19 protein-coding genes are annotated in these 26,086 nt (G+C 58.7%); 8 read left to right on the top strand and 11 right to left on the bottom strand.

Features of this window, described 5'->3' with window-relative positions; genetic code table 11:
• Positions 1 to 160: 160 nt before the first annotated feature.
• From BMY84_RS18070 to BMY84_RS18050, 5 genes are read right to left on the bottom strand one after another with little or no spacing between them, the layout of a single operon-like run.
• Entirely contained in the window at positions 161 to 685 is a 525-nt protein-coding gene (locus BMY84_RS18070; RefSeq protein ID WP_256215300.1) for a 3'-5' exonuclease, read from the bottom strand.
• Between the two features lie 17 nt (positions 686 to 702).
• On the bottom strand, positions 703 to 1,869 hold the full coding sequence (locus BMY84_RS18065) for a hypothetical protein (RefSeq protein WP_093085491.1): 1,167 nt from the start codon (positions 1,867 to 1,869) through the stop codon (positions 703 to 705).
• Positions 1,869 to 2,765, bottom strand: a complete 897-nt coding sequence (locus BMY84_RS18060) for an AAA family ATPase (protein ID WP_093085490.1) — start codon at positions 2,763 to 2,765, stop codon at positions 1,869 to 1,871. The genes BMY84_RS18065 and BMY84_RS18060 overlap by 1 nt, the downstream gene beginning before the upstream one ends.
• Complete coding sequence (locus tag BMY84_RS18055; RefSeq protein WP_093085639.1) at positions 2,762 to 3,259, bottom strand: HORMA-1 domain-containing protein; 498 nt, start codon at positions 3,257 to 3,259, stop codon at positions 2,762 to 2,764. The genes BMY84_RS18060 and BMY84_RS18055 overlap by 4 nt, the downstream gene beginning before the upstream one ends.
• On the bottom strand, positions 3,259 to 4,206 hold the full coding sequence (locus BMY84_RS18050) for a CBASS oligonucleotide cyclase (protein WP_093085489.1): 948 nt from the start codon (positions 4,204 to 4,206) through the stop codon (positions 3,259 to 3,261). Before BMY84_RS18050 ends, BMY84_RS18055 begins: the two co-directional genes overlap by 1 nt.
• Positions 4,207 to 4,381: 175 nt before the next feature.
• On the opposite strand from BMY84_RS18050, the gene BMY84_RS18045 reads away from it, so the two are divergent.
• The gene (locus BMY84_RS18045) at positions 4,382 to 5,269 is read left to right on the top strand and encodes a WYL domain-containing transcriptional regulator (protein ID WP_093085488.1); all 888 of its coding nucleotides are present in this window, start codon (positions 4,382 to 4,384) and stop codon (positions 5,267 to 5,269) included.
• A gap of 84 nt (positions 5,270 to 5,353) precedes the next feature.
• Here the strand turns inward: BMY84_RS18045 and BMY84_RS18040 are convergent, their stop codons facing one another.
• The 3 genes from BMY84_RS18040 to BMY84_RS18030 form a co-directional block, all read right to left on the bottom strand.
• Positions 5,354 to 6,442 carry a hypothetical protein gene (locus tag BMY84_RS18040; protein ID WP_093085487.1) on the bottom strand — a complete coding sequence of 363 codons (1,089 nt, stop codon included), beginning with the start codon at positions 6,440 to 6,442 and terminating at the stop codon, positions 5,354 to 5,356.
• Positions 6,427 to 12,276 carry an ATP-binding protein gene (locus tag BMY84_RS18035; RefSeq protein ID WP_177204068.1) on the bottom strand — a complete coding sequence of 1,950 codons (5,850 nt, stop codon included), beginning with the start codon at positions 12,274 to 12,276 and terminating at the stop codon, positions 6,427 to 6,429. Before BMY84_RS18035 ends, BMY84_RS18040 begins: the two co-directional genes overlap by 16 nt.
• A 215-nt stretch (positions 12,277 to 12,491) precedes the next feature.
• Complete coding sequence (locus BMY84_RS18030) at positions 12,492 to 13,514, bottom strand: IS110 family transposase (protein WP_093085485.1); 1,023 nt, start codon at positions 13,512 to 13,514, stop codon at positions 12,492 to 12,494.
• A gap of 208 nt (positions 13,515 to 13,722) precedes the next feature.
• Here BMY84_RS18030 and BMY84_RS18025 point away from each other — a divergent pair, with 208 nt between their 5' ends.
• A complete protein-coding gene (locus BMY84_RS18025) occupies positions 13,723 to 14,763 on the top strand; it encodes an IS110 family transposase (RefSeq protein ID WP_093085484.1) in 1,041 nt (346 codons plus the stop codon).
• 470 nt (positions 14,764 to 15,233) lie between these two features.
• On the opposite strand, the gene BMY84_RS18020 is transcribed toward BMY84_RS18025, so the two are convergent.
• Complete coding sequence (locus BMY84_RS18020) at positions 15,234 to 15,770, bottom strand: AAA family ATPase (protein ID WP_093085483.1); 537 nt, start codon at positions 15,768 to 15,770, stop codon at positions 15,234 to 15,236.
• A gap of 236 nt (positions 15,771 to 16,006) precedes the next feature.
• On the opposite strand from BMY84_RS18020, the gene BMY84_RS18015 reads away from it, so the two are divergent.
• The 4 genes from BMY84_RS18015 to BMY84_RS18005 all read left to right on the top strand — a co-directional run bounded on the left by BMY84_RS18015 (position 16,007) and on the right by BMY84_RS18005 (position 22,023).
• Positions 16,007 to 16,764 (top strand): IS5 family transposase gene (locus BMY84_RS18015; protein WP_093085482.1). Its coding sequence is split into 2 segments (ribosomal slippage): positions 16,007 to 16,340 and positions 16,340 to 16,764, totalling 759 coding nucleotides; the frame shifts between segments, so codons are not numbered across the junction.
• Positions 16,765 to 17,405: 641 nt separating this feature from the next.
• Complete coding sequence (locus BMY84_RS18010) at positions 17,406 to 18,743, top strand: amidohydrolase (protein ID WP_093085481.1); 1,338 nt, start codon at positions 17,406 to 17,408, stop codon at positions 18,741 to 18,743.
• 38 nt (positions 18,744 to 18,781) lie between these two features.
• Positions 18,782 to 18,985, top strand: coding sequence for a hypothetical protein (locus BMY84_RS29340; RefSeq protein WP_143075080.1), 204 nt, complete (start codon positions 18,782 to 18,784; stop codon positions 18,983 to 18,985).
• 764 nt (positions 18,986 to 19,749) lie between these two features.
• Complete coding sequence (locus BMY84_RS18005) at positions 19,750 to 22,023, top strand: TonB-dependent receptor (RefSeq protein WP_177204067.1); 2,274 nt, start codon at positions 19,750 to 19,752, stop codon at positions 22,021 to 22,023.
• A 422-nt stretch (positions 22,024 to 22,445) separates the two neighbouring features.
• Here the strand turns inward: BMY84_RS18005 and BMY84_RS18000 are convergent, their stop codons facing one another.
• Together BMY84_RS18000 and BMY84_RS17995 are read right to left on the bottom strand one after the other, a co-directional pair.
• Positions 22,446 to 23,957, bottom strand: coding sequence for an amino acid permease (locus BMY84_RS18000; protein WP_093085479.1), 1,512 nt, complete (start codon positions 23,955 to 23,957; stop codon positions 22,446 to 22,448).
• A 209-nt stretch (positions 23,958 to 24,166) separates the two neighbouring features.
• On the bottom strand, positions 24,167 to 24,631 hold the full coding sequence (locus BMY84_RS17995) for an Lrp/AsnC family transcriptional regulator (protein WP_093085478.1): 465 nt from the start codon (positions 24,629 to 24,631) through the stop codon (positions 24,167 to 24,169).
• Positions 24,632 to 24,747: 116 nt separating this feature from the next.
• On the opposite strand from BMY84_RS17995, the gene BMY84_RS17990 reads away from it, so the two are divergent.
• Complete coding sequence (locus BMY84_RS17990; protein ID WP_093085477.1) at positions 24,748 to 25,812, top strand: Leu/Phe/Val dehydrogenase; 1,065 nt, start codon at positions 24,748 to 24,750, stop codon at positions 25,810 to 25,812.
• Entirely contained in the window at positions 25,796 to 26,062 is a 267-nt protein-coding gene (locus tag BMY84_RS17985) for a hypothetical protein (RefSeq protein WP_093085476.1), read from the top strand. Before BMY84_RS17990 ends, BMY84_RS17985 begins: the two co-directional genes overlap by 17 nt.
• The last annotated feature ends 24 nt before the right edge of the window (positions 26,063 to 26,086 follow it).

Genomic DNA, 26,086 nt, shown 5'->3' with positions numbered 1-26,086 from the left:
CCTTGGGAATTTCCGGTCTGTCGGCTTTTCCGACGACCGCCCTGAATTAGGCGACGGTCGCTGCGCGGCCACCCCACCGCGCAATTCGAACGACAGCAGATCTTGAAAGCAGAAGGCGTTAAGAAAGCTAGAGGCTAATCACCGTCTACAATCTCGTCCGTTACGCCAAAGCCATGACCAGTCGGAACAGTTCAGCCTGAAACAAAGCATCATGCAATGCGTCATGATCGCCTTCAGTTGTCGGAGACACGCGCTCTGTGATGCGGCTGGAGCGCGTATTGCCCCACGAACAGCCGGTCTTGCCCATATATAGCGCCTTGATGTCCAAAGCGGTGAAACCGAACGGATTGGCGCCGGTGAACTTATGGAAATAGTAGTTCACGAACGCCCAATCGAAGGGCGCGTTCAGACCGACGAAGACCGGCTGGCCATCAGGGCCACAGACTTCGCCAATCCATGCTGCGAACTGGCTCATGGCATCTTGCGGGGTAAGGCCGGTTTCCTGCAGTCGTTCCAGCGACAAGCCGGACACCTCAAGGGCGGCCGGCACGAACTTGTTGCTGGTCGGCTTGATCTCGCAAGAGAAGGCGGTGCCGGGCTGATACGCCAAGCAGGCCCCCAAGGTGAGCATGCTATACTCACCAGGGATCGGGCCAGCCGTCTCGACGTCGATCGAGATGAACACCTCGGTCTTTGCATCGCTCACAGGATAAGTCCTCCAGCATCGACCAGCGGCGGACGGTTCTGGATAGCCGTCCAGTGCTCAAGGAAAGCGCGCTGCTTTTCCTTCACCGTGCCACCAGTCTTCCAGTGGTGAGCCGAGTAGGTCTTCAGGTCAAACGGCGTTTCCGAATTCTCACGAGCGGTGACCATGGTCGGGATGCGACGACCGAGCGCATACCCCAACTCGAGATAGCAGTTCGGGCGAGAGCCAGTGGTGTCGGCGATCACGAAACTGCTGCGGTGCAGCTTTTCGAAAATGTCCTGATCGATACGAGCGTGGCCATAGCCCTGCACGCCGTCGATCACCGCGTACTGAAAGCCCAGCTCTTCCGTCATGACCGGCTCGACCACCGTATCGAAAAAATTCTGCACGTCTTCGAAGTCAGGGTCGTTGGGGGCAAGCAGGCGCACGCCGAACGCCCGGGGCCTCTCCAAGGCTTCCAGCAAGTCAACCAAACTGTCGACGCGCTTCTGAAGACTGTCTCGCTCCGCCCACCAAATACGGTTCATCGCATCATGCGAACTTCCCCCATCAGCGATTCGGAAAAGTCGGCTGCTGTTGTCGCCAGTCATCCCAAAGTCGAACAGGCGACGGCTACCCTCGGAATGACCAACCAGAGGAAGACAGAGCGGAACGACCGGGCGCCCAACCTCGTGGTAAAGGTTGGCAAGATACAGCACCCCGTCAGTCCCGCCCAACGTGATCAAGATGTCACCGTTGCGCGCCTGGGCTTCCATACGCTTAGCCGCCATGTTCCAGTGCGAAGCGTTCTCCAGACGAACCATCGATCCGGCGCACAGCTCGTCCCAAAGGTCGACATACTCCGGCGGGATCTGATCCTTGGTCTTGTGATGCTGGACGGCGACAGCCATCGGCCCAGGAATCCCGGAAGGCCGCTGAGTATGGGCATCACGGATCGATTCCCAGATGAGCCAGTCGAAGCAGATCGGCAGACCGTCCACCTCCCGATGAGGCTCACCGTCAACCGGCACCACGAAGTTGGCGCCGAGCTTGCCCAGACGCTTCACAAGCGCAGCGACAAACTCTCGGCTTGCTTCCACGTCGGTGGCCTTCGCCACCGCCGGGTCTTTGTCGATGCTGCCGGAGATATGGATCCGACGACCAAAAAGAGGAGACCTGTGCATCACTTGTCCTCCATCACACTGGAGCCGCTGATGGTCAGCGCCGCCGACTTCAGATGATCAAACGTCAGCGGGCCGTTCGGGAAAGCACGCGCGACTGCGGCCGGGTAAAAACGCGTACGGAAATCAGAGAACGTCCAGCCCGGCTCATCCTTGCGCGGCCCGCTGGCTGAAACAAGCTCGCTGAGCTGCGACCTGTTGAGGTTCAACCCCTGCAAGTCCATCTGGAGAAGCTGCTCACGCTCCTGATCGGTGGGACGCTCGAACTTCTCGACCACCGCCGCACGCCGGCGCAGCGCCGGATCGAGGGCGCTCAGCCGGTTCGTGCACAAGATGACCGCGATGCGGCCATTGAAGCGGCGCAGATCATCGATCGCCTGAATCAAGGTGTTTACCGCGACCTTGTCTTCATGGTGGCTGTGATCCTGAGTACGGGACGCAGCAAGGCTATCGCCCTCGTCGATAACCAGGACCGCGCGGCGGCTCTTGCCCGCAGCATCGATCACCTGGCGGAAGGCTTCAGTGAGCAAAGTGCCCATTTCACCCACCATGCCAGTCCCACGCACGCGGTTCGAGAGCCGGAACAGCACACTGTCCTCCACTCTCGCCTCGGTCATGAGCTTGTTAGCGATGGTTTCCGCCATCGCCGTCTTACCCGTGCCGACGTCGCCGTGAAAAATGACCAACGGGTACTGGTCCGAGACCCGGTCGCAGATAGCCAACAGCTCGCCATGGAACTGACGGCTCCACGTCTGCAACTTGTCGCCGCTCAACAGCAAGCGCATCTGGTCATGGACACGCGCGTAACGCGCTTCGAAACCGAGAAGCGTAGCCTCCCGCCGCGCCAGCGTGGCATCAGGGACGACCGTCTCGCTGTCGAAAATAGAGGGCTTGCTCACTTTTTCCAATCCTTCCGCTGCAGCCCGAAGCTGTTGCTGGTGTAGTTGCGACCATCACCCCCGCTCAGGGAGGCGTGGTTAGTATCGTCGGTCGTGGGGCTCCAGGGGACCTTGAGCTTGCTCTTCATGGCGTCCTTGGCGTCAGCGTCGTAATCCGCCGTGTACCGCAGGACGACCCGGAGCCAAGCACCAGAAACCTTATCCCAGCGCACGCCGCCCGGCCTGCTGCTGGTCAGGTTACCCGCGTCGGTATCGACATGGTATTTGACCGCCTGAAGCTCGGTGGTGCCGTGAAGGTGGGTCACATCCACCCAGGCGAGATAGCCCTTCTTGGCGAGCTGCTCGACGTCGTAAGCGTACCGATCAGCTTCTTCGAGGGACCAAGCGCCAGTGCTCTCAGCCATCATGCGAAAATCGGCCTTCAGGCGCAGAACTACCTTTTCGACGTCGGTGGTCGTGTGGGAGGCCGAAGCCGTGCGCGTCATCGTGTTCATCACGAAGCCTCCGTTTTGAAAGAGCGGCCGAACACTTCCTTCCAGACCGAAACGTCATCCTCGGTCGACGCGAAGTGGACGGTCTCCCAAGCATCGTGAGCGGCGGCAACGATCTGCTTGCGCTCGTCCTCGGTGATACGGCTAGCCACATTGTTCGAGCTGCACACCGGGTCGAGAATGACGACCGAGTCGTTGAAGGTCGGTCGGATGACACTGTTCTCAGGGAACGAGATCACATCCTTCAGGCCGGACTGCGCGATGTAGAGCAGGAACTGGCGGAACCGCTCTTCGATGCTCCCGCCCTTCCCCTGCTTGTCGAGAAGGTAGGCCATGATCAACTCAATGGCAAAGGACTTCAGCGGCTTGAGCTCCGTGTGGTTGCGCCACTTCTTAGCCAGGCGAACCAACGTCCGGTAATCGCTGTCCTTGTCCTTACGGTCCTTGACGAACTTGATCTGACAAGGGGCGCAGGTCTGAACCTTGGTGCCGTCCTGAACATCGAACTGCCAGCCATAATCCTCACGGCTCTCATCCTGGACGACCGGGACGATGTCGACGTTGAGGCCGCTCTTCACGAACTGCACGGTCGCAGCCTTACGCTGGATCGTGAAGTCCTCGACCGACTTGTTGGGGTACTGATCAAGAAGCAGATCGTAAATCTGCTTGCTCAGGCTCTCGCCCGTTTCAGAACCGGCGTCCTTGCCGCTGACATAAAAGACAACGTCAACGTCGACCGGGCTGTCAGCGGACTTGCGAAGGATGGTGTATTTGGCAAACGAGCCAGCCTTCACCACCTTCGTGATCTTAATCTTCGTCTTATCACGGACGTTCTTGCGCAGGTTCTCGATCAGGCGATCGACCTGCTGATGATATTCGGTGCGCTTGTCCGCGGGAAGCCGCAGCACGTTGCTATCGTAATAGCGCAACTGGGTGTTGCTGAGAGGCATTGGGAGAGTCCTTGTGAAACGTTATCGAGTTATCGTTCGTTCAAGGCAAAGCGCGGCCGGGCCCCAGAATCGCGGTTCTTGGGGAGATGCGATTGACATGATTCGCCGATACGAGTAGTTTCTACATGGGCATCAAAACTATGTCCACGTACTTTTTGCGCCCATGTGAGGTTTTATGTCCGAAGAGCTGTCGAAGATCAAATGGGGTGTCGAACGCCGCCTCGAGTTCATCGAATTCCGATTGCTCTGGGAGGATGGCATCCGACGTTCGGACATCATGAAGATGTTCAACGTGTCCGAGCCACAGGCTTCCAAGGACCTGACGTTGTATCAGGAGATGGCGCCCGAGAACGCGACCTACGATAAGGTCTCCAAGCGCTATGTCGCGGCGGAAGGCTGCAAGCCCGTGTTTTTAAAGGCCGGCTCGACGGACTATCTGCGCCGTCTGCGGTCTCTGGGTGAGGGACTTCTCGAGTCTGGTGAAAGCTGGATCGGCAAGCCGCCGGAGATCGACGTCGTTGTAAGTCCGACACGCGAAGTCAACGAGGAATGCCTCCACACCGTCCTACGAGCGATCCGTGAAGAACGGTCGCTGGACATCTTCTACCAATCAATGGGCAAGGAGCGTCCAACTCCAGTGTGGCGGCGTATTACGCCCCATGCGATGGGGTACGACGGTTTCCGATGGCATGTCCGCGCATTTTGCCATCAGTCAGGACTGTACAAGGATTTCCTGATCCCCCGCATCTTTGAGACCCGCGATTTCGGCGAGCCTGGTCAAAACGGTAAACTGGATCGGTTCTGGCACGAAAAATTCGCGATCATCATTGCTCCGCACCCTGACCTGAGCCCGCAGCAGCAAGCGATGGTCATCAAAGATTACAGCATGGACACAGATGGTACGAAAAGCATCGAAGTTCGTTATGCGATGTTATTCTACGTACTCAAACGTCTTGGTCTAAATGATTCGCCAGAAAATAAAGAAGCACGCACTCAGCATATCGTACTTCGGAATGGTGCTGAAACCAAGCAAGCGCTGGAGCAAGCTGATTGGACGCTTTGACACCGGAGGGGCATCCCCCCTCTTCGCTTGGATTGCATCAGCGCCTCGATAAACATTGTGCGCGGCTGGGAATCGCACCTTTGCTCAACGCAAGAGACCGACCTTGTTTATGTCGGCCTCGAAGCTCTGAACTGCCGACCAATCGACTGGACGGCCATGGGCCAGATCATTTCTTATCTTTCGTCCTGCATGGATGGCGTCGAGTGCCGAGCGATCTACGCCCGCCCGCCCGAGTTGCCAGCACACCGGTCCCCAATCCAAAGATTCAACGTCGCCGCCGTAGGACAGATCGTCGGGCCGCAATTGCCTGCGGTACGTCCTGATGACCGTCTGACGAAACTCTTCGAGCCAAGGGAACAATACCGCAACTTGGCCCCGCCAGACCCGCTTGGTGAGTAGCGCTGGCTTGTTTACCGCAAGATAGAGTGGGTGGACGCATGCCTCACCTCCCCATTCATCAAGACTGCCCGCGGTCCAACTGGGCCGGTCGTCGCGCCAAGCATCCGCCCTTGGATCGGACCAAGCGTCGAGGTGCGCGTCAGGCCGTGTGGCCCGATGGGTCGACATCGACAGGATACGCTCGATAATATCGAGATCCCAAGCCCCTACTTCGACCGCGACGCTCGTTTTCAAGCGATGCTCGAAGGTCTGGATGCCCCGTCCTGCGCCAGCGGCGAAACCGACCCCATCGTGCGGCCCCAAAATACCTCTGGCTTCCAACTTTTCCCAGACTGGCTGCGTACAATGGTCGATCGGTATCCTCGACACGATGATGACTACCGGCGCGGACATTTCGCCGCGGACCGCACAGCTTCTTGCGAAACTCGAAAGCTCTTCGAGCAAGACCGAGGTCGCTGCTACGTTCCAAGCCAATATTACGGCGTAATTGAGGCCGAATGCGAAGCCGTCGATCGTCGATGCGATGGGGTCAAACTTGCTCTGCAGGTGATGGCACAGGGAAGCCGACGGTTGCGAGCCGTCGATCTCGCAGAGGCCATCCAATCCCTGGTCACGGGTAAGGTCGCCGATCGCAGCTGCGAGCGGCCGAGGATCGAATGGCTCATGGATGAGTATCGATCGCCGCTCACGCGAGCCGGCACGCACCGTCTCAACGAAGCGCTTGCCACCGGATAGCCGCCAGAAATCATGGTGCCGGTTCAATTCGACGACCAACTAGCAAACAACTGCGCTACGAGGGGATTGAGCCTCCATCCCGAAAGGAGATCGCGATCTATCGTGCGTTCGAGGAGGCCAAGACGCCCCAGCACATTCAACCCATAGCCGACATCCCTCAGCCCGGCGTCCTTCATCAATTCGATCACCGATTCCTGATCGCCGACTGCGATCGATCCGTTACATACGTTTAAGATGAATTCGGCGATCTGAAGCAGCCATCCTGCGCCAAGACCAATATTTACGAGGGCCTTTTCGGGGGTCGCAAACATTTTGGCGCGCGCGACCTCCGCAGCCGCGACAATCTGCTCGGCATTGCCACCGCCAAGGGCGGCGAGGACCTCCGGGAAACCGCCTGTCGCCACACGCAATTTCTCGATTGCTCCGGGATGGATAGTCCGACTTCCGGTTCTACGCTCCAGCCATTCGCGAAGGCTCGTATCATGCAGCGGAGACAGTGAGACAAGCATGGCTCCCCAAAGCCTGTCACCTTGATCCTCCTCGGCCAGTTCTCGCCAGTCAATCATGCTCGGAACCAGAATTACCCTGACGCCTTGCTCCTTGCCTCGGTTGGACAGCCGACTTGCGCGCCTTACCTCCGGATGCTCCAGCGACGCCGCCACTGCTTCCTTGCCCAGCCATGGCCCCGATGCGATCAACAATCCTTTTTGGCGACCCGCTTCCTTCGTCCGCGCTGCCACAGTCGTAATGGCCCGTTCCAGCTTTGGTACCGTGTCGACGGCGCTTATGGGGACGACGAGCAATTCCTCATCGGTCCGCGTCAATTCCTCGATCGCTTCAGGCAGTAGGTTCAGACCCAAAGCCACGGAGGTCAAGGCGACGGTCACTGGAGGCGTGCCTCGAGCCTCCATGAGCACGGCCTCTTGGCGGAATGTGAGAGGCGAAGGCGCTTTACCCAACGCTCGCCGTAGGCTGCCCGTATCCTCAACCACTTCGTAGGGTTGATCCGCCAACTCCTGAATTCGGTCTTCCACCTCGGTGACGGAACCCAGCATCGCGCCAATTCGAGCAGATCGGATAGCATAGCGGCCATCGGCGAGCCCGACAAGAACACCAAGTCCTTCCATTTCTTTCAGTAAGCCCTCGAACGCCGAGTTTGAGCTGTCTTCGACAAATCCCTGCGGCCACCAGAACATTGCATCCTTCTGAATTTCGGCGATCGACATACCAGGGCGCATGTCATCGCGACTGGCAGTCTTCTGGGTTCCGACCAGCACCAGATAGGCAATCAGGCGATATCGGGGATCGAGATCGAGCGTCTTATCGAACTTGTCGCGCACATTGTTCCGGAAGGCACTGTCATCAAGCGCGGCATTAAGCTCTTCGCCGCTTATGCGGATCGGCAGCGCCGGCGGGTCGCCAACGATGGTCGAAACTGCGCGGGAGTTCATCCGGTTGACAAGCACCATCCCGAAGGTCTGCATCAATGAAGGATAATATCCAACCTCGGACAGCGCTCGGCCCATTAACGCGCGTCCCTCTTCGACGTTCGACCCGAATGCGTACCCCGCGGCAGCCATCGGCTGCTCGACCATGTTGCGGGCTTCGAACAGATCCTTTCCCATCAATGGACCGACGCGAATGGGTGTGCCGAAATGCAATAGGGGCGAGTTGGGGGTGCGCGCGAGCCGTTGCACGTCATGCAAACCCGCGAAGATGAATTTGCACCGCCGATCAGTGACACGCATCAACTCACGCAGCTGAAGAAGCATTTTGAAGTTCGAGCGCAGCTCCGAGCTCAGAAACTTATCGGACTCGTCGATTAGGAAGATAAGGCGCCGGGTTACATCCCCGGCGAGCCATTCCCGTATCGCCTGCTGAACTTCGGCAGCGATGCGTTTGCTCGGCATCGGTATTCCGCGAGCCTCCGCTCGATTGCCGATCCACCGCCAAAACCCCGGAAGGCCTTGCCGCGTGAACTCCTCGACCTCGTCGTCACCATATTCGACAATCTGATTTGCCCGGTCGTGACGAAGCTCGATTTGCCGGAGCAGCGCGGTCTTACCCAGTTGCCGACCGCCGTACACCAGACAGGACCCGTTCGGGTCCCAGAGCTCTCGAAGCTCGTCGCTTCGACCGAAGAACATTTCCGGAGAGGTCTTCTGAGGCGTGTCAGAATATGGTTGAACCACGCCGCAGGCGAACGAGAGCCCGAAGGCGTCGGATCGCTGCCATCCTCTGCGCATCGCGAGAAACAGAATTGTCGCTTCGTCGATCAGACCGCACGCGGGATTGGCGCCGGCGGATCGCACGCGCTGCATGAACGCCCGTCGGGCGACGCCAGGCATTGCGCCCCGCACGACGAAGAATGTCGGCGCGCTCAGCTTTCCTTTCAGCGTGGCGAGTTCGACGCCGGAGCCAATGTTGCGGCGATCGATCAGGACGATTTCATATCGACCCTTCGCCTCGCTGCCGAACGCTGGAACGACGCACTCTTCACGCGTTGTGAAAACGGGCGTCCTCAACTGATAGTGTCCGGGTACGTCGGGATTCTTGTTTAGGATTACGTCGATCGGGCTCGTCGCTAACAGGGCCTGGAAGAGCGATCGCAGCTGAGGAGGCGAATGATTACCGTCATTTTCCTTGAGCTCGCGCCAAGCCTTCAGCAAAGCCTTGGCTGTATCGATCTCGGCTTCTTCCCATCGAGCGAAATCAGATCCATCCACTGTCCCGCGAATATCGATCGCCCGTTCTAGCGACGGCAGGTCAATGCGCTTGTTCGGCGACTGCAGATACGCATTGAAGCCATCGAGAAGATCGGTGGCGACAGGAGGCGGGGTCGCGCCGTGCTTATATGCCTCGACATGCTCACTCAGGGTTCCGAGATCCCGGAGCTCGACCATTTTCCGGAGGTCAGAGACATTCTGGCCGGCTCTTTCGAGCGTATCGATCTCGTACAGCAATGGGCCAAGAAGCGATTGAAAACCGCTTTCTAGCTCAGCATCGATTGCGTCGAGCGCAGAAGACCATTCCGCCAGATCGATCGGCCCTGCATTCTGGGCAATTTGAAACTCAAGCTCATCAAGGCTCGGGCTCAGGTCACGACTTAAAATCTGGCGATCGTCAGCGCCGAGGAGATCGTTGAGTCGGCTGCGCGCCTTTCCAAGGCGTGAACGGGCTCGGGTGAGCTGCCTATCCCATTCCCCTCGAATAATCCGCTCCAGCGCCTCATCGCGTGCAGGGTCCTGAGCGAGAATCCGGTCGCGCAGCAATTCAACTCGCTCGAAGCGGCCATTTTGCAGCGCGATCTTAAAGGCTGCTTCGAAATCGGGATTGCCCGATGCGACATCTTTGGCTGCCGCGTAAAACCGTGACCTATCCTGATCGGTCCAGTGCTCGACATCATCTATGGTGACGGGCGGTTCGAAGAGGAGGAGTTCGTCTTCTGCCGTAAGGAGCTGCGACCGACCCACGCCTTCGAACAGTGCTAGTACGCCGCAAGTCGCCACCAAAGCTGCGTCTCGGGCAAAAGCCAGTGCCGGATTGCCATGCGCGTCCACGTCGTCGAGCTCAGCCGAGGCGGCTTCCAAGCGCGTCTTCAATTCTTCGCGATGTTCTACCTTATAGCGATCCTGAGGCGATCTCTGCAACGCTTCATGAAGCCTTCGCCAATTTTGGAGCCGATTTGCGACATCCTCCAGCCAGTCGCGCAGGGTCGCGCGTGGCTTTGCCGTCAGAGGTTCGCGCTTTCGTCCTCCCAGAGCGTCTCGATCACGATCGGTGATGAACCGATCGATATCCGCCAAGGTGGTATCAAGCGCCTCACCGACCAACTTCGCGGCATCGGCCGCGTCTGCGATGATCGCGTTGAGGGCATCATAGACCGGTCCGCTACGTAGTACGTTCACCCATATCGCTGTCGCGGGTTGAAATTTGATGGTTCGTCTGTGCGCGATCGTGAGGAAGCGCTCAGTATCTTGCCGGAGGGCTTCAAGCTCGCCCCGCGGAGCAATTTTGTTACCGACCAGAGCAAGCTCTGCCGGGATGATATCGCCGCTTCTGACGTTATTCGCTGCAAAGGTTGCCAAGCCATACACAGCGGGAACTATACTTTGAAGTCCCGACATGTTGCGCAATATCTGGTCGGCGCCGGACGAGATCGCGAACAGCGAAGGCCGCAGGCCGGCGGCAAATGCCATCAGCCGGATCGCCGGATCGAGGTCGTCGGCCAGCTGCTCCTCGACCCTCGGGCGGGCAACTAAAAATTGCTCAATGCTTCGCAACCGCCCAGGTGCGCCGACCGTCAATCCCGCTGTCAGTGCCGCCATCAATGCGCTGCTGAACCCAAATTCAGGATGTACGCCTTCGGACTCGGTTACAACGGCAACGTGAGCTGCCAGCCCGTAGCGTCCTTCGCCGAGGGCCGTTGCCGATGCTTGTAGAGATAGCTGCCGCCGTGCAGCGATATCCTCTGCTGCATCGTCACCGTCTTCAAGAAGATCGCTCTCCTGGATGGCGTCGTGGGTCGCGCTATCGTCAGGTTCGACAGCATCACCTTCGTGCTCTCCAGGACTATCGTCGGCCACGACATCGTCTGTCTGTGCGGTCCCGATATCATCCTCTTGAGGGAGGAGGTTATCGATCGGGAATTGCTGGAGAGCATCCTCTGCAACCGGCGCCGGTTCCGATTGATCGGCCGGCTGCTGTGAATCTTCAACGAAAACATCCGCGGACAGGTCACCGAGACGTTCGATGAAGGCCTTCGCAAGCTGCTCCTCCGCGTCATATGCGGCACTTACGCCTTTATAATCGTGGGTTTCAGACAGCTGATCCATGGCGTCGCGCCAAATAGAAGCCGCTTCTAGATATTCTTTTTTGCGCGCGAGAATATCATCGGCTGCTGTCAGCGACCAACCTGCGCCATCTGCCATGAATTGCGACAGCCTCGCCGCGACAGGGGCCGCGCTGCTGCCATCCGCAGCCACGACCTCTTGCTGGAATTGCAGGAGCTCCGCCCTCATTTGCTGCCGACGTTCTTTGAGTCGATACGCTTCGGCAGTCCGCGATGCAACCTGATCGAGGCGCTCGGCTGCCTGGCGCAACCTCAATGCGAGATCAGAGGCATCTATGTCGATGCTTTCGATCCATGCCAATATATCATTTCGGACTGCTTGGAGCGTGTCGAGTCGTGGCTCGATCTCGAGCGAGGTGTCGCCATCCACTTCCGAGAAGGTCGGTTCGCGAACAGGCTGGACCAGACTTTCAAGAAGCGCAGACACGGCAGGGTGATCGGAAAGCCAATCAAACTCCGTTCCGTTGGGGTTGGGGCCGTAATCCCACCAAATCACCCATGCGGCTTCCGTCGGAGCACCTGCTTCAGCTAGGAGGCGCGGCCACTGCTCGCGGGCGGGCGGCTCTGCACCACCACGGAAGCTGAAAATTATCTGCTTGGCTCGTGTTGCAATGGCGCCCGCTACACATTTGATTTTTGCCCTATGGCATATCGCTTCGGCAGCATCACGACCGCCCGGAAGGGCGAGCAGACCAGCAAGAGCGGCGTAGCTCCTATCCTTGCCAAAGGACCCGTCCCACCCGTCCAGCTTCTGGTGTGCTGCGTTTTCAGCGAACTTTCGGACATGGCTATTGGCCCATCCAAGCAGTTTTGCCAAATTCTGCGGCATAAGCAAGCTGATCGAGCGATCTTGATTGTCTGCGTTTGACACTAATACCCCCAGCACCGCTATGACAGAGCTCGGCGATGAATTGCAAGTCGATGAAAGACTCAGGTTGGATTCTACGAAGCTTTTCACGGTGTTGCCGGCTTTGGTCGCGAACTGCCGGAAAAGCGGATGAGGTCGTCTAATCGCGGGCATTAGCGCAAGTCCTTTCTTACTGATCGTATGCCGGGTGCAGGGTCGTCTTCGTGGTCGGCACGGACCGCCACATGATGGGGCTTCGCGGATCGAGCCTTCCAATGTGGATGACGCACTGTGCTGGCATTCAGCTGTGCACCTCATCTGACGGAATGACTCTGCCCACGTCCCGGCAGGGACGTATCGATGCGTTCGGACCGAACGCTATGCTTATTCTATGCGGTAACAGCCGATCGGTTGAACATCTCTCCGGACTTCAGCATTGCATGCATTAGGACCGCAAGCTTTCGCGCCACGGCAACGGCTGCGCGCTTGAACCCGACCCTTTCTCTGAGCTTAAGGCCCCACGTTCGAAGGTCGCTTTCGGCTGAGGAACGGGTGAGGATAACTGTCGCCGCTTCGTATAGAAGACCGCGCAAGTGATGGTCGCCGCGCCGGGAGATGTGGCCACCATAGTCTACCTCACCGGACTGGTAGCGACGGGTCGTTAGCCCGAGCCATGCACCCACGGAGCTGGATTTCTTGAAATTGTTTGGATCTTCGATCGCCGTCGCAAACGATGTTGCAGTGATCGCCCCAACGCCTGGGACGGACATGAGGATTTGGCACGCTTCGCTCTCGCGTGCGCCGGTAACAAGCTGCCTCCCGAGCTCGGCTGCTCTGATGCGGATGCTACGCCAGGCTTCCAAAACCGGTAGAATGATAGCGGCGAGCTCTCTTTGATCGAGGAGGAGGCTTCGGACATTCTCCTCGAACTTACTCCCTTTGCCCGCAGGTACGAGCAGACCGAATGTCTTCATTAATCCCCGGATCTGGTTTGAAAGCTCTGTTGCAATATGGACAAGCCGGGTGCGGGCGGCCACCAGCGTGCGAGCCAACATGCTATCGAACCCCTTTACGCGCACTTCCCGGAAGAAGCCGACCTCCGCCAAGTGCGCCAGGCCATCCGCGTCATTTGCGTCGGTCTTGTTCGCCGCCATGTCGAGTGCCGCTTTGGCGTGACGCGCGTCGATACATATCGCCGGCAGCCCTTCTGCGCTCAGCGCATGATAGAACCACACCGCAAGCGGTCCAGTTTCGAAGACGATCCGACCCGCTGATGGGGCACGCTTGCGTATCAGGTCTGCAATAATCTTCGGATCTGACAGGCACTTTCCGCGCCAAATGCGCTTTCCACCACGCCGCACAGAAACGGCTGTCTCTTTCATCGACACGTCGAGCCCGATATACTCTTCCATGGCTGTTCTCCATCAGATGCTTGGGCCCGGCGTTAGGTCGTGAGCCCGTATTTTCATCTTATCGGGGAACAGCCACCAGCTTCCAATGTCACGGTTGCTTCGGGGCGACTCGCTTCCCGCGATTACCCCATGTGGATGGCTCCCGCTCACGGCATCTAAGTGCCAAGATGGGTTGCTGTCATGCAAACCCGAGAAGGAGCCACCCGTCATGGAGATTAGCACGATCGGCCTCGATTTGGCCAAGAACGTTTTTCAGGTTCACGGTATCAGCGCGACCGGAGAGGTCGTCATTCGCAAAGCGCTGCGGCGATCACAGATGTTGCCGTTCTTCGAGAAGCTGCCGCCGTGCCTTGTCGGCGCCGAAGCCTGCGGGACGTCGCATCACTGGGCACGCGAACTGACGAAGCTGGGTCATGAGGTGCGGCTGATGCCGGCGGCTTACGTGAAGCCGTATGTGAAGCGCGGTAAGAACGATGCCGCCGACGCCGAGGCGATATGCGAAGCGGTCACACGTCAGACGATGCGGTTCGTGCCCGTCAAGTCGCGCGAGCAGCAGGCAGCGTTGTCGCTGCACCGCGTGCGCCAGCTGCTGATTAAACAGCGCACGCAGCTGGTCAACATGATGCGCAGCGTGCTCGCCGAGCTGGGGACCGCCATCCCAGTCGGGATCGTAAAGGCGCTGCAGGTGGCGCGGGAGATCGTCGACGGCGAGTCAAAGATCGATCTGCCAATCGAGGCGACCAACGTCGTTGCCATGCTCGCAGGGCAACTGCTCCAGCTCCACGCCCAGTTGCGCAAGCTCGATCTGCGGCTCGCCGCTTTGCAGCGGAGCGACGAGCGGGCCCGGCGCCTGGCGACGATTCCCGGTATCGGGCCGATCGGCGCAACAGCGCTCGCCGCGTCGGTCACCGATCCAAGCCAGTTCTCGTCAGGACGCCAGTTCGCCGCTTGGCTCGGGCTAACCCCGCGGCAAAGTTCGAGTGGCGGCAAGGAACGCTTGGGGCGCATTACGAAGATGGGCGACAGATATCTGCGCCAGCTTCTGGTCATCGGCGCCACCGCGCTGGTCCGATACGCCAAGGAGAAGCCTGGCACGGTCGATCCGCGCTTTGTCGCTCTGCTTGCCAGAAAGCCCGCGCGCGTCGCCTCGGTCGCCATCGCCAACAAGATGGCGCGGATCGCATGGGCGGTCATGGCGCGCGGCGGCGTCTTCGAACGCGGGCATGCGCCAATGCTGGCGGCAGCATAGGACCAAGAGCTTAGCTGAGGAGATCAGCTTCACGAGGTTGTGAGAGCGAAGGATGTGATGGCAAAACCGGTCGGACCGGGAGCAAGGACAACCCAAGGACGTTCCTAGGCGTAGTAGCCTGTAAAGCCGATAGGACCTTGTTCGCGGACACCATCAGGGCCAGCAGTCTACACCGACTGCATCAACAGGCCGGACAGACGACTGCACCCGACGGAACGTTAGATCATCACTTTTCACTTGCAACGCGGGAGCCATCCACAGACGAACGTCCGCAGCTGGGAAGCGAAAATCGGGTGCTGAACGGCTTGAATGGGTCGAGGGCGGAAACGGCTGCCACGCGCGCGCCTTAACGCTGCCCTGCGGCTCTGAACGACCGATCGATAGCCATCATTCGTTCAGAATGGTTGGGCCGCATGACGAAAAATATCGTCCGACGTCAGCTGGTAAGCCCCGCCGTTGACAGCAACCCGCTATGCGATGTGAGATCGGACGAAGCTTACACGGTCAGTGACGGAAGCGAGCGGAAGTTGGATGATCTCGTATCCGAGGCCGGAATAAGCATCGATCATCGCGCGATAGGTCGCTTCGGCTTCGATGGGTGACTGCTTGCGTTCCGTATCTTGGGCGAAGATCGCCGGCCAATGAGGCGCGATAAAAACCCGTTTGGCATAACGTCGAATTTCCGCAGCGCGCATGGTGGTTGCTGGCACCGGTAGACCACAAAGCCGCAAATAACCGATAACATCGGGAATGCCTCGATCGAACAACACAGATCCGGGACACGATGTCGCCTCTCGATACGATCGCATTTCCCATGAAAGCATCAAGGCTGCAAAGGCTTCGCGATCTGACCATGGTAACGCCGTGCCACCTATGCTCACCTGGTCCTGTATGATTGCACGACCGGCCTCCGGCATCTGAGCGAAGCCCTCGGACCCGAGCGCTTCAATCAAACTGCTCTTCCCAGAACCTGGGCCGCCCGTGATGATATGAAATCGTTCTGCCATTATGGCATCATGCTCCTGCGTTGAGTGGACCTCCTACTTTATGAGGGCTGCAAAGCGGACAGGCAAATCAGCCAGCCTTGGGCATCCAGAATGGAAAAGCTGCCGGTCCGCACCTGGGAGCGTAAAATTGAGTGCTGAACGGCCGGGATGGGTCGAAATCAGCTGGCGGCAGCTAGGGTCAGGACCCATTGATGTTAGAGGTGTAATCTGATTCAGGCTCCGTAAGGAGACTGATGATGAGTGACCTGTATTGGCTAACGGATGAGCAGATGGCTCGGCTTCAGCCCTTTTTCCCCAAGAGCCATGGTCGCCCCCGGGTTGATGATCGTCGGGTGCTCAGCGGTATCATCTTCGTCAATCGCGACGGGCTGCGGTGGCGTGATGCGCCCAGCGCGTATGGCCCGGCTAAGACGCTTTACAACCGTTGGAAGCGTTGGGGCGAAAAGGGTGTGTTCGTCGCGATGATGGACGGGCTGTCCGCCAAAGGGGCGGAACGCAAGACGATCATGATCGATGCGACCTATCTCAAGGCGCACCGCACGGCATCGAGTCTGCGGGTTAAAAAGGGGATCCAGGACGACTGATCGGTCGCACGAAAGGCGGTATGAATACCAAGCTGCACGCCGTGACGGATGCCAGGGGCCGCCCGATCAGCTTCTTCATGACGGCGGGGCAAGTCAGCGACTATACCGGAGCGGCGGCTTTGCTGGATGCCCTGCCCAAAGCGCAGTGGCTGCTGGGCGATCGGGGCTATGATGCCGACTGGTTCGGCGATGCGTTGCAGGAAAAAGGGATTACCCCCTGCATCCCGGGACGAAAATCCCGCAATAAGACCGTCAAATACGATAAGCGCCGGTATAAGAGTCGCAACCGCATCGAGATCATGTTCGGTCGCCTCAAGGACTGGAGGCGCGTCGCAACACGCTATGACAGGTGTCCAAACGTCTTCCTGTCCGCCGTCGCTCTCGCTGCAACGGTCCTGTTCTGGCTATGAGTCCTGACACTAAGATCGTACTCTAGGGCCGGACGCTGGCAGTTCGTGATAATGTAGCAGCGCGATTCCTCTCAAGGATAAGGAGCTGACGGCTAGACGAGGCCACTGATCTTCGGGGCACGACGTCGACAAGGCCACAGGATACACTGCCAAGACGACCGAACTTCACAAGATCACGTGCTCAATTGCATGGGCCGGGCCGCCGCGACGCGCGCTTCGAAGTCCTGCCCAAGCGCCGGGTCGGCAAGCGAACCCTTGTGTGGCTCAATCGAAACGCCGCCTCGCCAAAGATTTCGAACAGACCATCGCATCCGCGACCGCTTCTTCGTTGCCTCAATCCAGCTCTTCGTCAGGTGGATCGCGAGGCATTGTTCCTACGCCGTTTAATTTCGGCACTGATTCTTGACATCACAATAAGGGATCTCTTGGGCGAAGGTCACGGCGAAAAATTTATCCCGAAGGCGTGAGATTGCCTGCGCATCGAACATGAAATTTTGAATTTCACCAAGATTAAGGCAAATTTTCATCGCTGCGCCAGTTATGATGCATTCACCTAAGGCAAGGGGCTTACGAATGCGCGGCAATTTCCGACCGCTGTTCCAGTTAAGTACAACCTTGAATTTATTCGGGATATGGACACAATGCAGAAATTGACGTTTAAATTGGGCTTCTTGGCGCTGGCGGCGGCATCAGCATCTGCCGCGCAGGCGAGTGAACAGCAATATAAAAGCGCCGACGAAATCGCTAAAGCGATCGAGCGCGAGATGATTTCCTGGCGGCGGGACATTCATGCTCATCCCGAACTGGGCAATGCCGAAACACGCACATCTCGGCTAGTGGCGGCGCATTTGAAGCGGCAGGGTCTTCAGGTTCGGACCGGCGTGGCCGTGACCGGCGTAGTTGCGGTGCTCGACAGTGGCAGGCCGGGACCTGTGGTGGCGTTGCGCGCGGACATGGATGGTCTGCCTGTCAAAGAGGAGGTGGACCTTGCTTTCGCGAGCAAAGCCACCGGGCAATACCGCGGTGAAACCGTGCCGGTTATGCACGCTTGCGGACATGATGCCCACGTCGCCATCCTGATGGCCACCGCCGAAGTGCTCAGTAAGATGCGGTCTGAACTGACTGGTAAAGTGGTATTCTTGTTCCAGCCGGCGGAGGAAGGTCCCTCGACGTTCGAACCGGGGACCGGGTCAAGCTGGGGCGCAAAGGCAATGATCGAGCAGGGCGCCTTCGATAATCCCAAGGTCGACGTGACTTTTGGCCTTCACGTGATAGCGGGATTGCCAACTGGCATGCTGGCATGGCGGTCTGGTCCTCTCATGGCTTCGGCCGATAGCTTCAAGGTCACGGTTCACGGCCAGCAAACGCATGGCGCCATGCCGTGGCGTGGGGTCGACCCGATCGTTTCGACTTCGCAGATCATCAATGGCCTTCAGTCGATCGTGAGTCGGCAGATCGATATCAGCAAGGAGCCAGCCATTCTGTCGGTTGGCCAGGTCCATGGGGGCGTGAGGTTCAACATTATTCCCGATTCCGTTTGGTTCGAGGGCACAATTCGAGCCTTTGACGAAGGGATGCGAGCCGACATTTACGAACGTATCAAGCGCACTTCCGAACAGATCGCATCGGCATCGGGCGCGACGGCCGAAGCGAAGCTGACGCGCTATTATGATGTGACCGTCAACGACCCTGACCTGACCAAGCAGATGACGCCAACTTTAATTCGCGTGGCAGGTGGCAACAAATGGAACGACCAGATCGCCAAAAGCACGGGCGGTGAGGATTTTTCCGAATTCGGCAAGAAGGGACCGGCCCTCTTTCTGTTCCTGGGCATAACACCGCCCGCCGAAGTCGCGACCGCGGCAGCGAACCATTCCCCGCTATTCCGTATCGACGAAAGCGGGCTGCTGCAGGGGGTGAGGGCGCTCACGCATTTGACCATTGACTATCTTTCAGACGGAAAACAGCAGGCTCAATAGCTTGGTGGCTTGCGCAATAAGACCAGGTAACACGGGGGGTGAAGATAGAATTTGACGGGCGGGTCGCTCAACCCATGATGGTTGTTTTTCGCGGTGATGGCGCCTCGTCGCTAAAGGCCGACAACGAGCACGGCGCAAATTTTGAAGGCGCCAGTTCTGAGGTTGCCGGTTTCGCAGATGTGGCGGTGGCGGAAACAGGGAGAGGCTATCCGGTGAGCCCGCCGCAAAACCTTCCTTCCTGAAAAACATGGTATCGGGCTGGTTTTCAGGACGAACAGTCATGCAACGGACTGAGGAAATCGAGGAATTCTGGCGAGGCTCGACGTGATGAAGCGGTTGTGAGCGTCGCAGCATCCTTCACGCCCATGTCGGCAGCAGAAAATCCGCTGTCGCACAACGGTCACAACTTCGATCATCCGGGCATTGCCACGCTTCACAGGCTCCTCGATTAAAAACACGTCGCAGCTCTTGCGGCCGCCGCGCGGCCCGTCGCCATGAAAGTGCCGCGCAGGCAGGATGAACGGGGAAGTGGCGACCACAGGACCGTCGAGGTAGGAGCCTTCGAAAGTAGGGTTCTGGCGTCCGTTCGGATTTCGCCCGCGGTCATTGTCAAAAGTAAAGATCCAAATGGCTATCCTCGCCTTGCATAGGGCCTTGGGGTCGTGCGCTACTGGAGCGGTGGCGCAAGTTTCACGCGGTTTTGGAACCAAGCTGCAAATAGGCGCCGGGAACGCTTCTGTCGTTCTGAATTCCGACGCTCATTTACGTCGGCGCCAAAGTCGATGATGATGATGTTGGTAATGCGTCCGAAGCGGAATAAAATTTTCGGAAAGGCACCAAATGCCAGCGTCTTTGCATAATCTTTTCACGGCGCCACTGCGATTGTCATAAAGTCGAGGCGGAGGTCATAACGAGCAAACATAGCTCGGCGCTTTCGTTTGACCTCATGTGCGCGCAGGGGGCGCTTAACAGCTTTGAATTAAAAATCAATGTAAAGGGGCTCGTCGTGGACAAATTTACTCGAAGCAAGCAGGTTGCGCTTTTTGCGGGCGTTGCCATGTGGGTACCGGGCTGCCCACTTGCGAATGCGCAGGACGTTGCGGCTACGGAACAGTCTCAGTCGGGCGAAATCATCGTGACAGCGCAAAAGCGCGGCGAGCGGCTGCTGGATGTGCCAGTGCCAGTGACGGCCATCCAATCGGATGATCTGCGGAAGCAGAATCTCGTGAAGATTACCGATTTTGCGACGAGAATCCCTGGTGTATCCATTTCCGGAAACAACATCCGCGCAATATCGATCCGAGGCGTGAATACCGGCGGCGCCACCAACCCCACGACGGCCATCACGATCGACGATGTCCCGGTCGGATCGTCCGGCCGTCTGTCGCTCCCCTTTCCAGACATTGATCCGTCGGAACTGTCGCGGATCGAAGTGTTGCGCGGCCCGCAGGGCACGCTGTACGGCGCGGCGAGCTTGGGCGGCCTCATCAAGCTGGTCACGCTGGACCCGGATTCGACCAAATGGTCGGGCCGTGCGGAAGTCGGCGGCAGCACGATTTCGAATGGCGATGAAGGCTGGTCGCTCCGCGGCGCCATCAACGTCCCGATCCTTAAGGACCGACTTGCATTACGCGTTAGCGGCTTCCATCGCGAAGACCCGGCGTTTATGGACAATATCAACCCGTTGGTGAACGAGAAGGACACAAACAAGTCCGTCACCGAAGGCGGACGCGCGGCGCTCTGGTTCAATCCGGTTGATCCACTGACGATCAACCTGTCCTATCTGCGCCAGACGGTGAAGACCGACAATAATGCGCCCACGCGGGTCACGCCTTTCCCGACCGATTACAAGCCGGTTCTGGGGTATTTTGTGTCCGACGTAGGGCCGGCCGTGACGAAGACAAAGCTCGAGTTATATCAGGCACGGATCAACTATGATCTTGGCCCGGCCACGCTGACCTCCGTCAGCGCGTGGAGCCGTTTCAATTCCGCTACTAGCAGCGATCTGACGACGACCTTCCCTTATGTATTCAACTCGGTCATTCCGGGTTTCCCGGCTATTCTTCCAGGTTCGCCGGCGGGATCGTCAGTCCGGCTCAACGATGGTAGCCAACTCCGCAAGTTCAGTGAGGAACTTCGCTTGGCTTCGAACGGCAACGACCAAGTCCAGTATCTAGTCGGCCTGTTCTACACCAAGGAGCGTAGTGTAGCCGACCAGAATCTGCAGGCGTTCGATCCTTCGGGCAGCCTGCTGAGCGAGTTGGCGCATTTCCCGCTGCCGGGATCCTTTGAGGAGAAGGCGGTGTTCGCAGACATTACCTACCGTTTCACCGAACAGTTCGACCTGCAAGTGGGCGGCCGGTACAGCAAGAACCAGCAGACGTTCCAGCAAAACCAGGTCATCCTGACCAACACGGTCGCCAACGCGCTCTTCGGCGTTACCGGCAATGGTGTTGTGCAAACGTCCGAGGATGATGCCTTCACCTGGCTGGTGACACCACGCTACCGCTTCAACGAAGACATGATGGTTTATGCACGGGTCGCGAGCGGCTATCGCCCTGGCGGTCCCAACAACAACGTACCCGGTGCGCCCAAGACCTTTGGTTCCGATACCGTGGTTAATTACGAGCTTGGCTTTAAAGGACGTCTGCTCGATCGCAAGTTTACTGTGGATGCCTCGCTGTTCGATATCGAATGGAAGGATATTCAGCTTCAGAACACTTCTCCGTCGAACATCCTGTTCCTCACCAATGGCGGCAAGGCGCGCAGCCGGGGGGCGGAAGCGTCGGTTCAGTTCACGCCGGGAAGCGGCTGGACGATCAGCGCCAACAGCACATATACCGATGCGGAATTGACGGAAAACCTGCCCGGTCCTGCGCTGGCTGGTGGCTCGGCGCTGCTCGGAACGAAGGGCATGTCCCTGCCGTTCGTGCCGAAGTTCGCAAGCAATCTGGGCGTTGAAAAGAGCCTCCCGCTCGGCTCCGGTATCGAACTGACGCTGGGTGCTAACTGGAATCATGTGGGCAAGCGCAATTCGCCGCTGCGTAGTTCGACTGCACCGATGGCCCGTCGGAATTCGCTCTTTGCGCCGGCCTACGATGTGGTCGACCTGCGCGCCAACCTGAGCTATGGTCCGTGGGATCTGTCCTTCTACGTTCGCAATCTCGGCAGCGAGCGTGGCGTGCTGAGCGTCGATGATCGTCAGGGTGCCGTGACGACCACGAACGTCACCTTCATCAATCCGCAGACGATCGGTGCGCTTCTGGCCTTCCGCTTCTGACGGCGACGATAACAAAAAGGGGCTCGCCAGCAAACACTGGCGAGCCCCTTTTTTGTGCCCGGCATGCTGAACTCGACAGAGAGCTCGAACGCCGGGGCCACCGGTTCGCCACATTTGTAAGGGGAAGGCACCCCTGAGTGGCTAGTGTGACTTCTCGCGCTGTAGGGCAAAGGATGGTCGCGAATGGCAGCAGCCCCCAAGCCGCCGAAGCCATGACCGCCGCATGGTTCGATCTGCAGGGCCTTGTCAGCCTCGCCGCCCTTCACAACGCGCTAAACAAGACCGGAAACTGCCATGCTGCCGTGTCATAAGCCCGGCGGTGTGAGAGGGGGATCCGTGAGAATCCCCCTACTCGATTGTCTGCAAATGACAGGAACAACTGGGTTAGGATCGGACGGCGGGGGGCTGGCCAGCTTCGCAGTTCAGCCCTTCTGCGCCAGTTTGGCAGCTTGCCCTAGATGGCTGTTGTGATAGCCATAGGAGAAATAAGCGACGAGCCCGATGCCGCCCCATACTGGCAGCACCATTTTCGCTTCGAAGGGCAGATTGAAATAAAGCCCGAGGCATCCCACCGCAGCGACTGGAGCGAGCGCCCAGACGAAGGGAGTGCGGAATGGCCGGGGACGTGCGGGTTGCGTTACGCGCAGGATCAGGACGGCTATAGCGACCATGAAAAAGGCGAAAAGCGTGCCGGAGTTTGAGATCGCCGCCAACTGCCCCACGGGCAGGAACGCTGCGAAGCAGGCCACCACGCAACCGGTGATGGTTGTGACCTCGTGGGGCGTCTTCCAACGGGGATGGATCGTGGCCAGTCGTTCGGGCAGCAGGCCGTCCCGGGCCATGACGAAGAAGATGCGGGTTTGCGCAAAGACCAGGATCAGAATGACGGATGGGAGTGCGAGGAACGCGGCCAGCCCGATAAGATCGCCAACCCTTTCCCAGCCGATCGCGCGCAGCACATGAGCGAGAGCTTCGTGCGAGCACCCCAGCGGCTCGATCGCGACAGCGGCGATTTCCTTGCAGCGGGCGGTCAGTTCAGGCGATGCTGGTATGAGCAGTTCGCCGTGAGCACCCACGACGGGCTGTGCGCCGATCGTGCCGATCGCACCGGCTGCCACCAACACATAGAAAATCGTGCAGATCGCCAGACTGCCCAATAAGCCGATCGGAACGTTGCGTTGCGGATTGCGGGTTTCCTCGGCTGCCGTCGAAACCGCGTCGAAACCGACATAGGCGAAGAAAATCGAGGCTGCCGCGCCGACCGCGCCTAACCCAGCGCCGTGGCCATCGCCGAACCAGCCATGCGGCATGAAAGGATGGAAATTTGCGCCCTTCACCACCGGAAGCGTCAAACCGACGAACACCGTAAGGGCAGTGACCTTGACCACGACGAGAACCGCATTGACCCTCGCGCTTTCGCGAGTGCCAACCATGAGAAGAAGCGTGACGACAAGCGTGACGACAAGCGCCGGCAGGTTTATGATGCCGCCCGCATAGGGACCAACCACCAGCGCTTGGGGCAGCGAAATACCCCAGCTGCCGAGCAGGCCGACAAAGTAGCCGGACCAGCCGACCGACACGGCGCTGGCCGCGACGGCATATTCCAGGATCAACGCCCAACCGACCATCCACGCGAGCAATTCGCCCATGACTGCATAGGTATAGGTGTATGCCGAGCCCGAAACCGGCACCATGGACGCGATTTCAGAATAACAGAGGGCTGCCACACCGCACACCACGGCTGCAATGACGAAGGCCCATATCATGCCCGGCCCCGCCTTCTGCGCGGCTTCGGAAGTGAGGACGAAGATGCCGGTGCCAATGATGGCACCCACACCAAGTAAAGTGAGTTGCAGTGCGCCGAGTGAGCGATGCAGCGATTTCTTTTCAGCGGTCGCTATAATAGCGTCCAGCGGTTTAATGCGTTGGAACAAGTTGAGTTTCCTTCATCTGCCGCGGTTATACGCGCAGTCAGTCTGCGACAGGTGCCGCCATACCGCGCCACGCTTATCTCCATTGGGCCAGACTAGACGCTGCGTTCCGCTATTTCCTTGCGAACCAGGTGCCGAACCGCCCGGATTGAGCATGATTTATGCTTGAGTCGCTTGCGAGCGGCATTCATGTTTCCATAGGGGAAGCGCGCTCAGACGATGGGAAGTTCGTTGGTCGACTTGATTTCCGACAATGCAACTGTGGAATTGATCTCCTGCACACCGGGTAACTTGCTCAGGCTTTCGAAGAAGAATCGCTCATAGGCATCAATATCCTTGGCAACGATCCGCAGCATGAAATCCATTGTACCCATCAGCACATAGGCGTCCAGAACTTCGGGAAAGGCCCGGATCGCCTTGCTGAATTCGTCCAGATTGGCCCGGCCGTGGGCGTTGAGCTTGACCTGAGCAAAGACATGCGCGTTCAGCCCAACCTTGCGCCGGTCAATTACGGCGACGCGGCCACGAATATATCCTTCGCGCTCCAGTCGGTCGATCCGTCGCCAGCAGGGGGATGAAGACAGCCCGACCCGTTCGGCGATCTGGGCCGTGGTCAGGCTGGCGTCGCGCTGCAACTCACGGATGATTTTTATTTCATAGGGATCAAGGTCGGACATAATGACCCATATTAGGCCATTAGGGGGATAAACATACTCAATTTTTCCAATCCGACCGGAAAATGGAGCAAAACTCTCCTCCGCTTTCCGCTTATGATGCCGGAAAGGAGTTCCCCATGGTTATTAAAGTTGCACGCACTGTTCCGGCAAGCCAGACGATCCGTCTGCATGATTGGGAAACTGGCCTTGACGGCGTGATCGTTATCCATTCCACCGCTTTGGGGCCGGGTGCCGGGGGATGCCGCTTCTGGCACTATCCCGATGCCGAGCATGCCTTTGCCGATGCTAGCCGCCTGGCGGAAGGCATGAGCTTCAAAAATGCGATGGCGGGCCTCCCTTTTGGCGGGGCAAAAGCGGTCATCCTTCAGCCCGCCGGATCTTTTGAGAGATCGGCGCTGTTTCGCGCCTTCGGTCGCGCCGTGGAAGCTCTGGATGGGCAATATGTGACGGCGGAGGATGTCGGCACGACCGTCGCCGACATGGAAGAGGTGTCAGGCGTCACGCGCCATGTCGCGGGCCTGAGTGTCGCAACCGGCCGCGCCGGCGGCGATCCGTCGCCCTGGACTGCACTGGGCGTGTTCGAATCCATGCAGGCCGCCGCGCGAGTCGCGCTGGGCACCGATCTCAAGGGTCTTACCGTCGCGGTTCAGGGAACGGGCAATGTTGGCGCCAACCTGTGCCGCCGGCTAGCCGATGCCGGTGCCAGACTGGTGATCGCCGACGTCGCGCCCGAGCGACGGAACAGGCTGGAAAAGATCCTGGACGCCCTTGTGGTCGACGTCGCCGACATAGCGAGCGTCAATTGCGATATCTTTGCCCCATGTGCATTGGGCGGGTCCTTGACGCTGGACAGCGTGGCGGCAATGAAGGCAAAGCTTGTGTGTGGCGGCGCCAACAACCAGCTCGCGACCCCGGAGGTCGCAGGCGCCCTGCTTGATCGCGGAATTGCCTATGTACCCGATTATGTTGCCAATGCCGGAGGCATCATTAGTGTTTCGGCTGAATATCTGGGCGAAGACCAGGCAACGGTTTCCGAGCGCGTCGCTCTGATCGGTCCGCGCGTCGCCGCATTGTTGGGAGAAGCTGCCCATACTGGGTTGTCTCCTGCCCTGGTCGCGGACCGGATGGCGGAGGAGATCATGCAGGCCGGGGTAGTGAAAAAACATGAAACAATATTTTGACATCGTCGCGATTGCAGATCCCCAGACGCTGCCACGGCTGCTGGGCTGGTTCGCCCAGCGCTCGCTCGTGCCAGCGCGGGTTTCATCCGATCTTCACGCGGGCGACATGCACGTGCGGATCGAGGTGGACGATCTCGATCCGCGTACCGCCGACCAGATCGCGGCGAAGATCAGTCAAGGGGTCCTCACGCTTGGCATCGTCCGGCAGGATCATTCGGACTCGTGCCATGAACCTTCCGTTGCGGTGTGAGCGATGGCGCGCCACAGGATTCGC

This window comes from Sphingobium sp. AP50, from assembly GCF_900109095.1.
GTDB lineage: Bacteria > Pseudomonadota > Alphaproteobacteria > Sphingomonadales > Sphingomonadaceae > Sphingobium.
The sequence above is the reverse complement of the archived record's forward strand: the minus strand, read 5'-3'. Positions and strand labels throughout refer to the sequence as shown.

Bases quoted from the DNA above. Each gene is read 5' to 3' on its own strand.
- BMY84_RS18025 (WP_093085484.1), top strand. From the start codon at position 13,723: ATGGAGATTAGCACGATCGGCCTCGATTTGGCCAAGAACGTTTTTCAG.
- BMY84_RS18020 (WP_093085483.1), bottom strand. From the start codon at position 15,770: ATGGCAGAACGATTTCATATCATCACGGGCGGCCCAGGTTCTGGGAAG.
- BMY84_RS17990 (WP_093085477.1), top strand. From the start codon at position 24,748: ATGGTTATTAAAGTTGCACGCACTGTTCCGGCAAGCCAGACGATCCGT.
- BMY84_RS17985 (WP_093085476.1), top strand. From the start codon at position 25,796: ATGAAACAATATTTTGACATCGTCGCGATTGCAGATCCCCAGACGCTG.
- BMY84_RS17995 (WP_093085478.1), bottom strand. From the start codon at position 24,631: ATGTCCGACCTTGATCCCTATGAAATAAAAATCATCCGTGAGTTGCAG.
- BMY84_RS18050 (WP_093085489.1), bottom strand. From the start codon at position 4,206: ATGCCTCTCAGCAACACCCAGTTGCGCTATTACGATAGCAACGTGCTG.
- BMY84_RS18055 (WP_093085639.1), bottom strand. From the start codon at position 3,259: ATGAACACGATGACGCGCACGGCTTCGGCCTCCCACACGACCACCGAC.
- BMY84_RS18045 (WP_093085488.1), top strand. From the start codon at position 4,382: ATGTCCGAAGAGCTGTCGAAGATCAAATGGGGTGTCGAACGCCGCCTC.
- BMY84_RS18065 (WP_093085491.1), bottom strand. From the start codon at position 1,869: ATGCACAGGTCTCCTCTTTTTGGTCGTCGGATCCATATCTCCGGCAGC.
- BMY84_RS18010 (WP_093085481.1), top strand. From the start codon at position 17,406: ATGCAGAAATTGACGTTTAAATTGGGCTTCTTGGCGCTGGCGGCGGCA.
- BMY84_RS18035 (WP_177204068.1), bottom strand. From the start codon at position 12,276: ATGCCCGCGATTAGACGACCTCATCCGCTTTTCCGGCAGTTCGCGACC.
- BMY84_RS18030 (WP_093085485.1), bottom strand. From the start codon at position 13,514: ATGGAAGAGTATATCGGGCTCGACGTGTCGATGAAAGAGACAGCCGTT.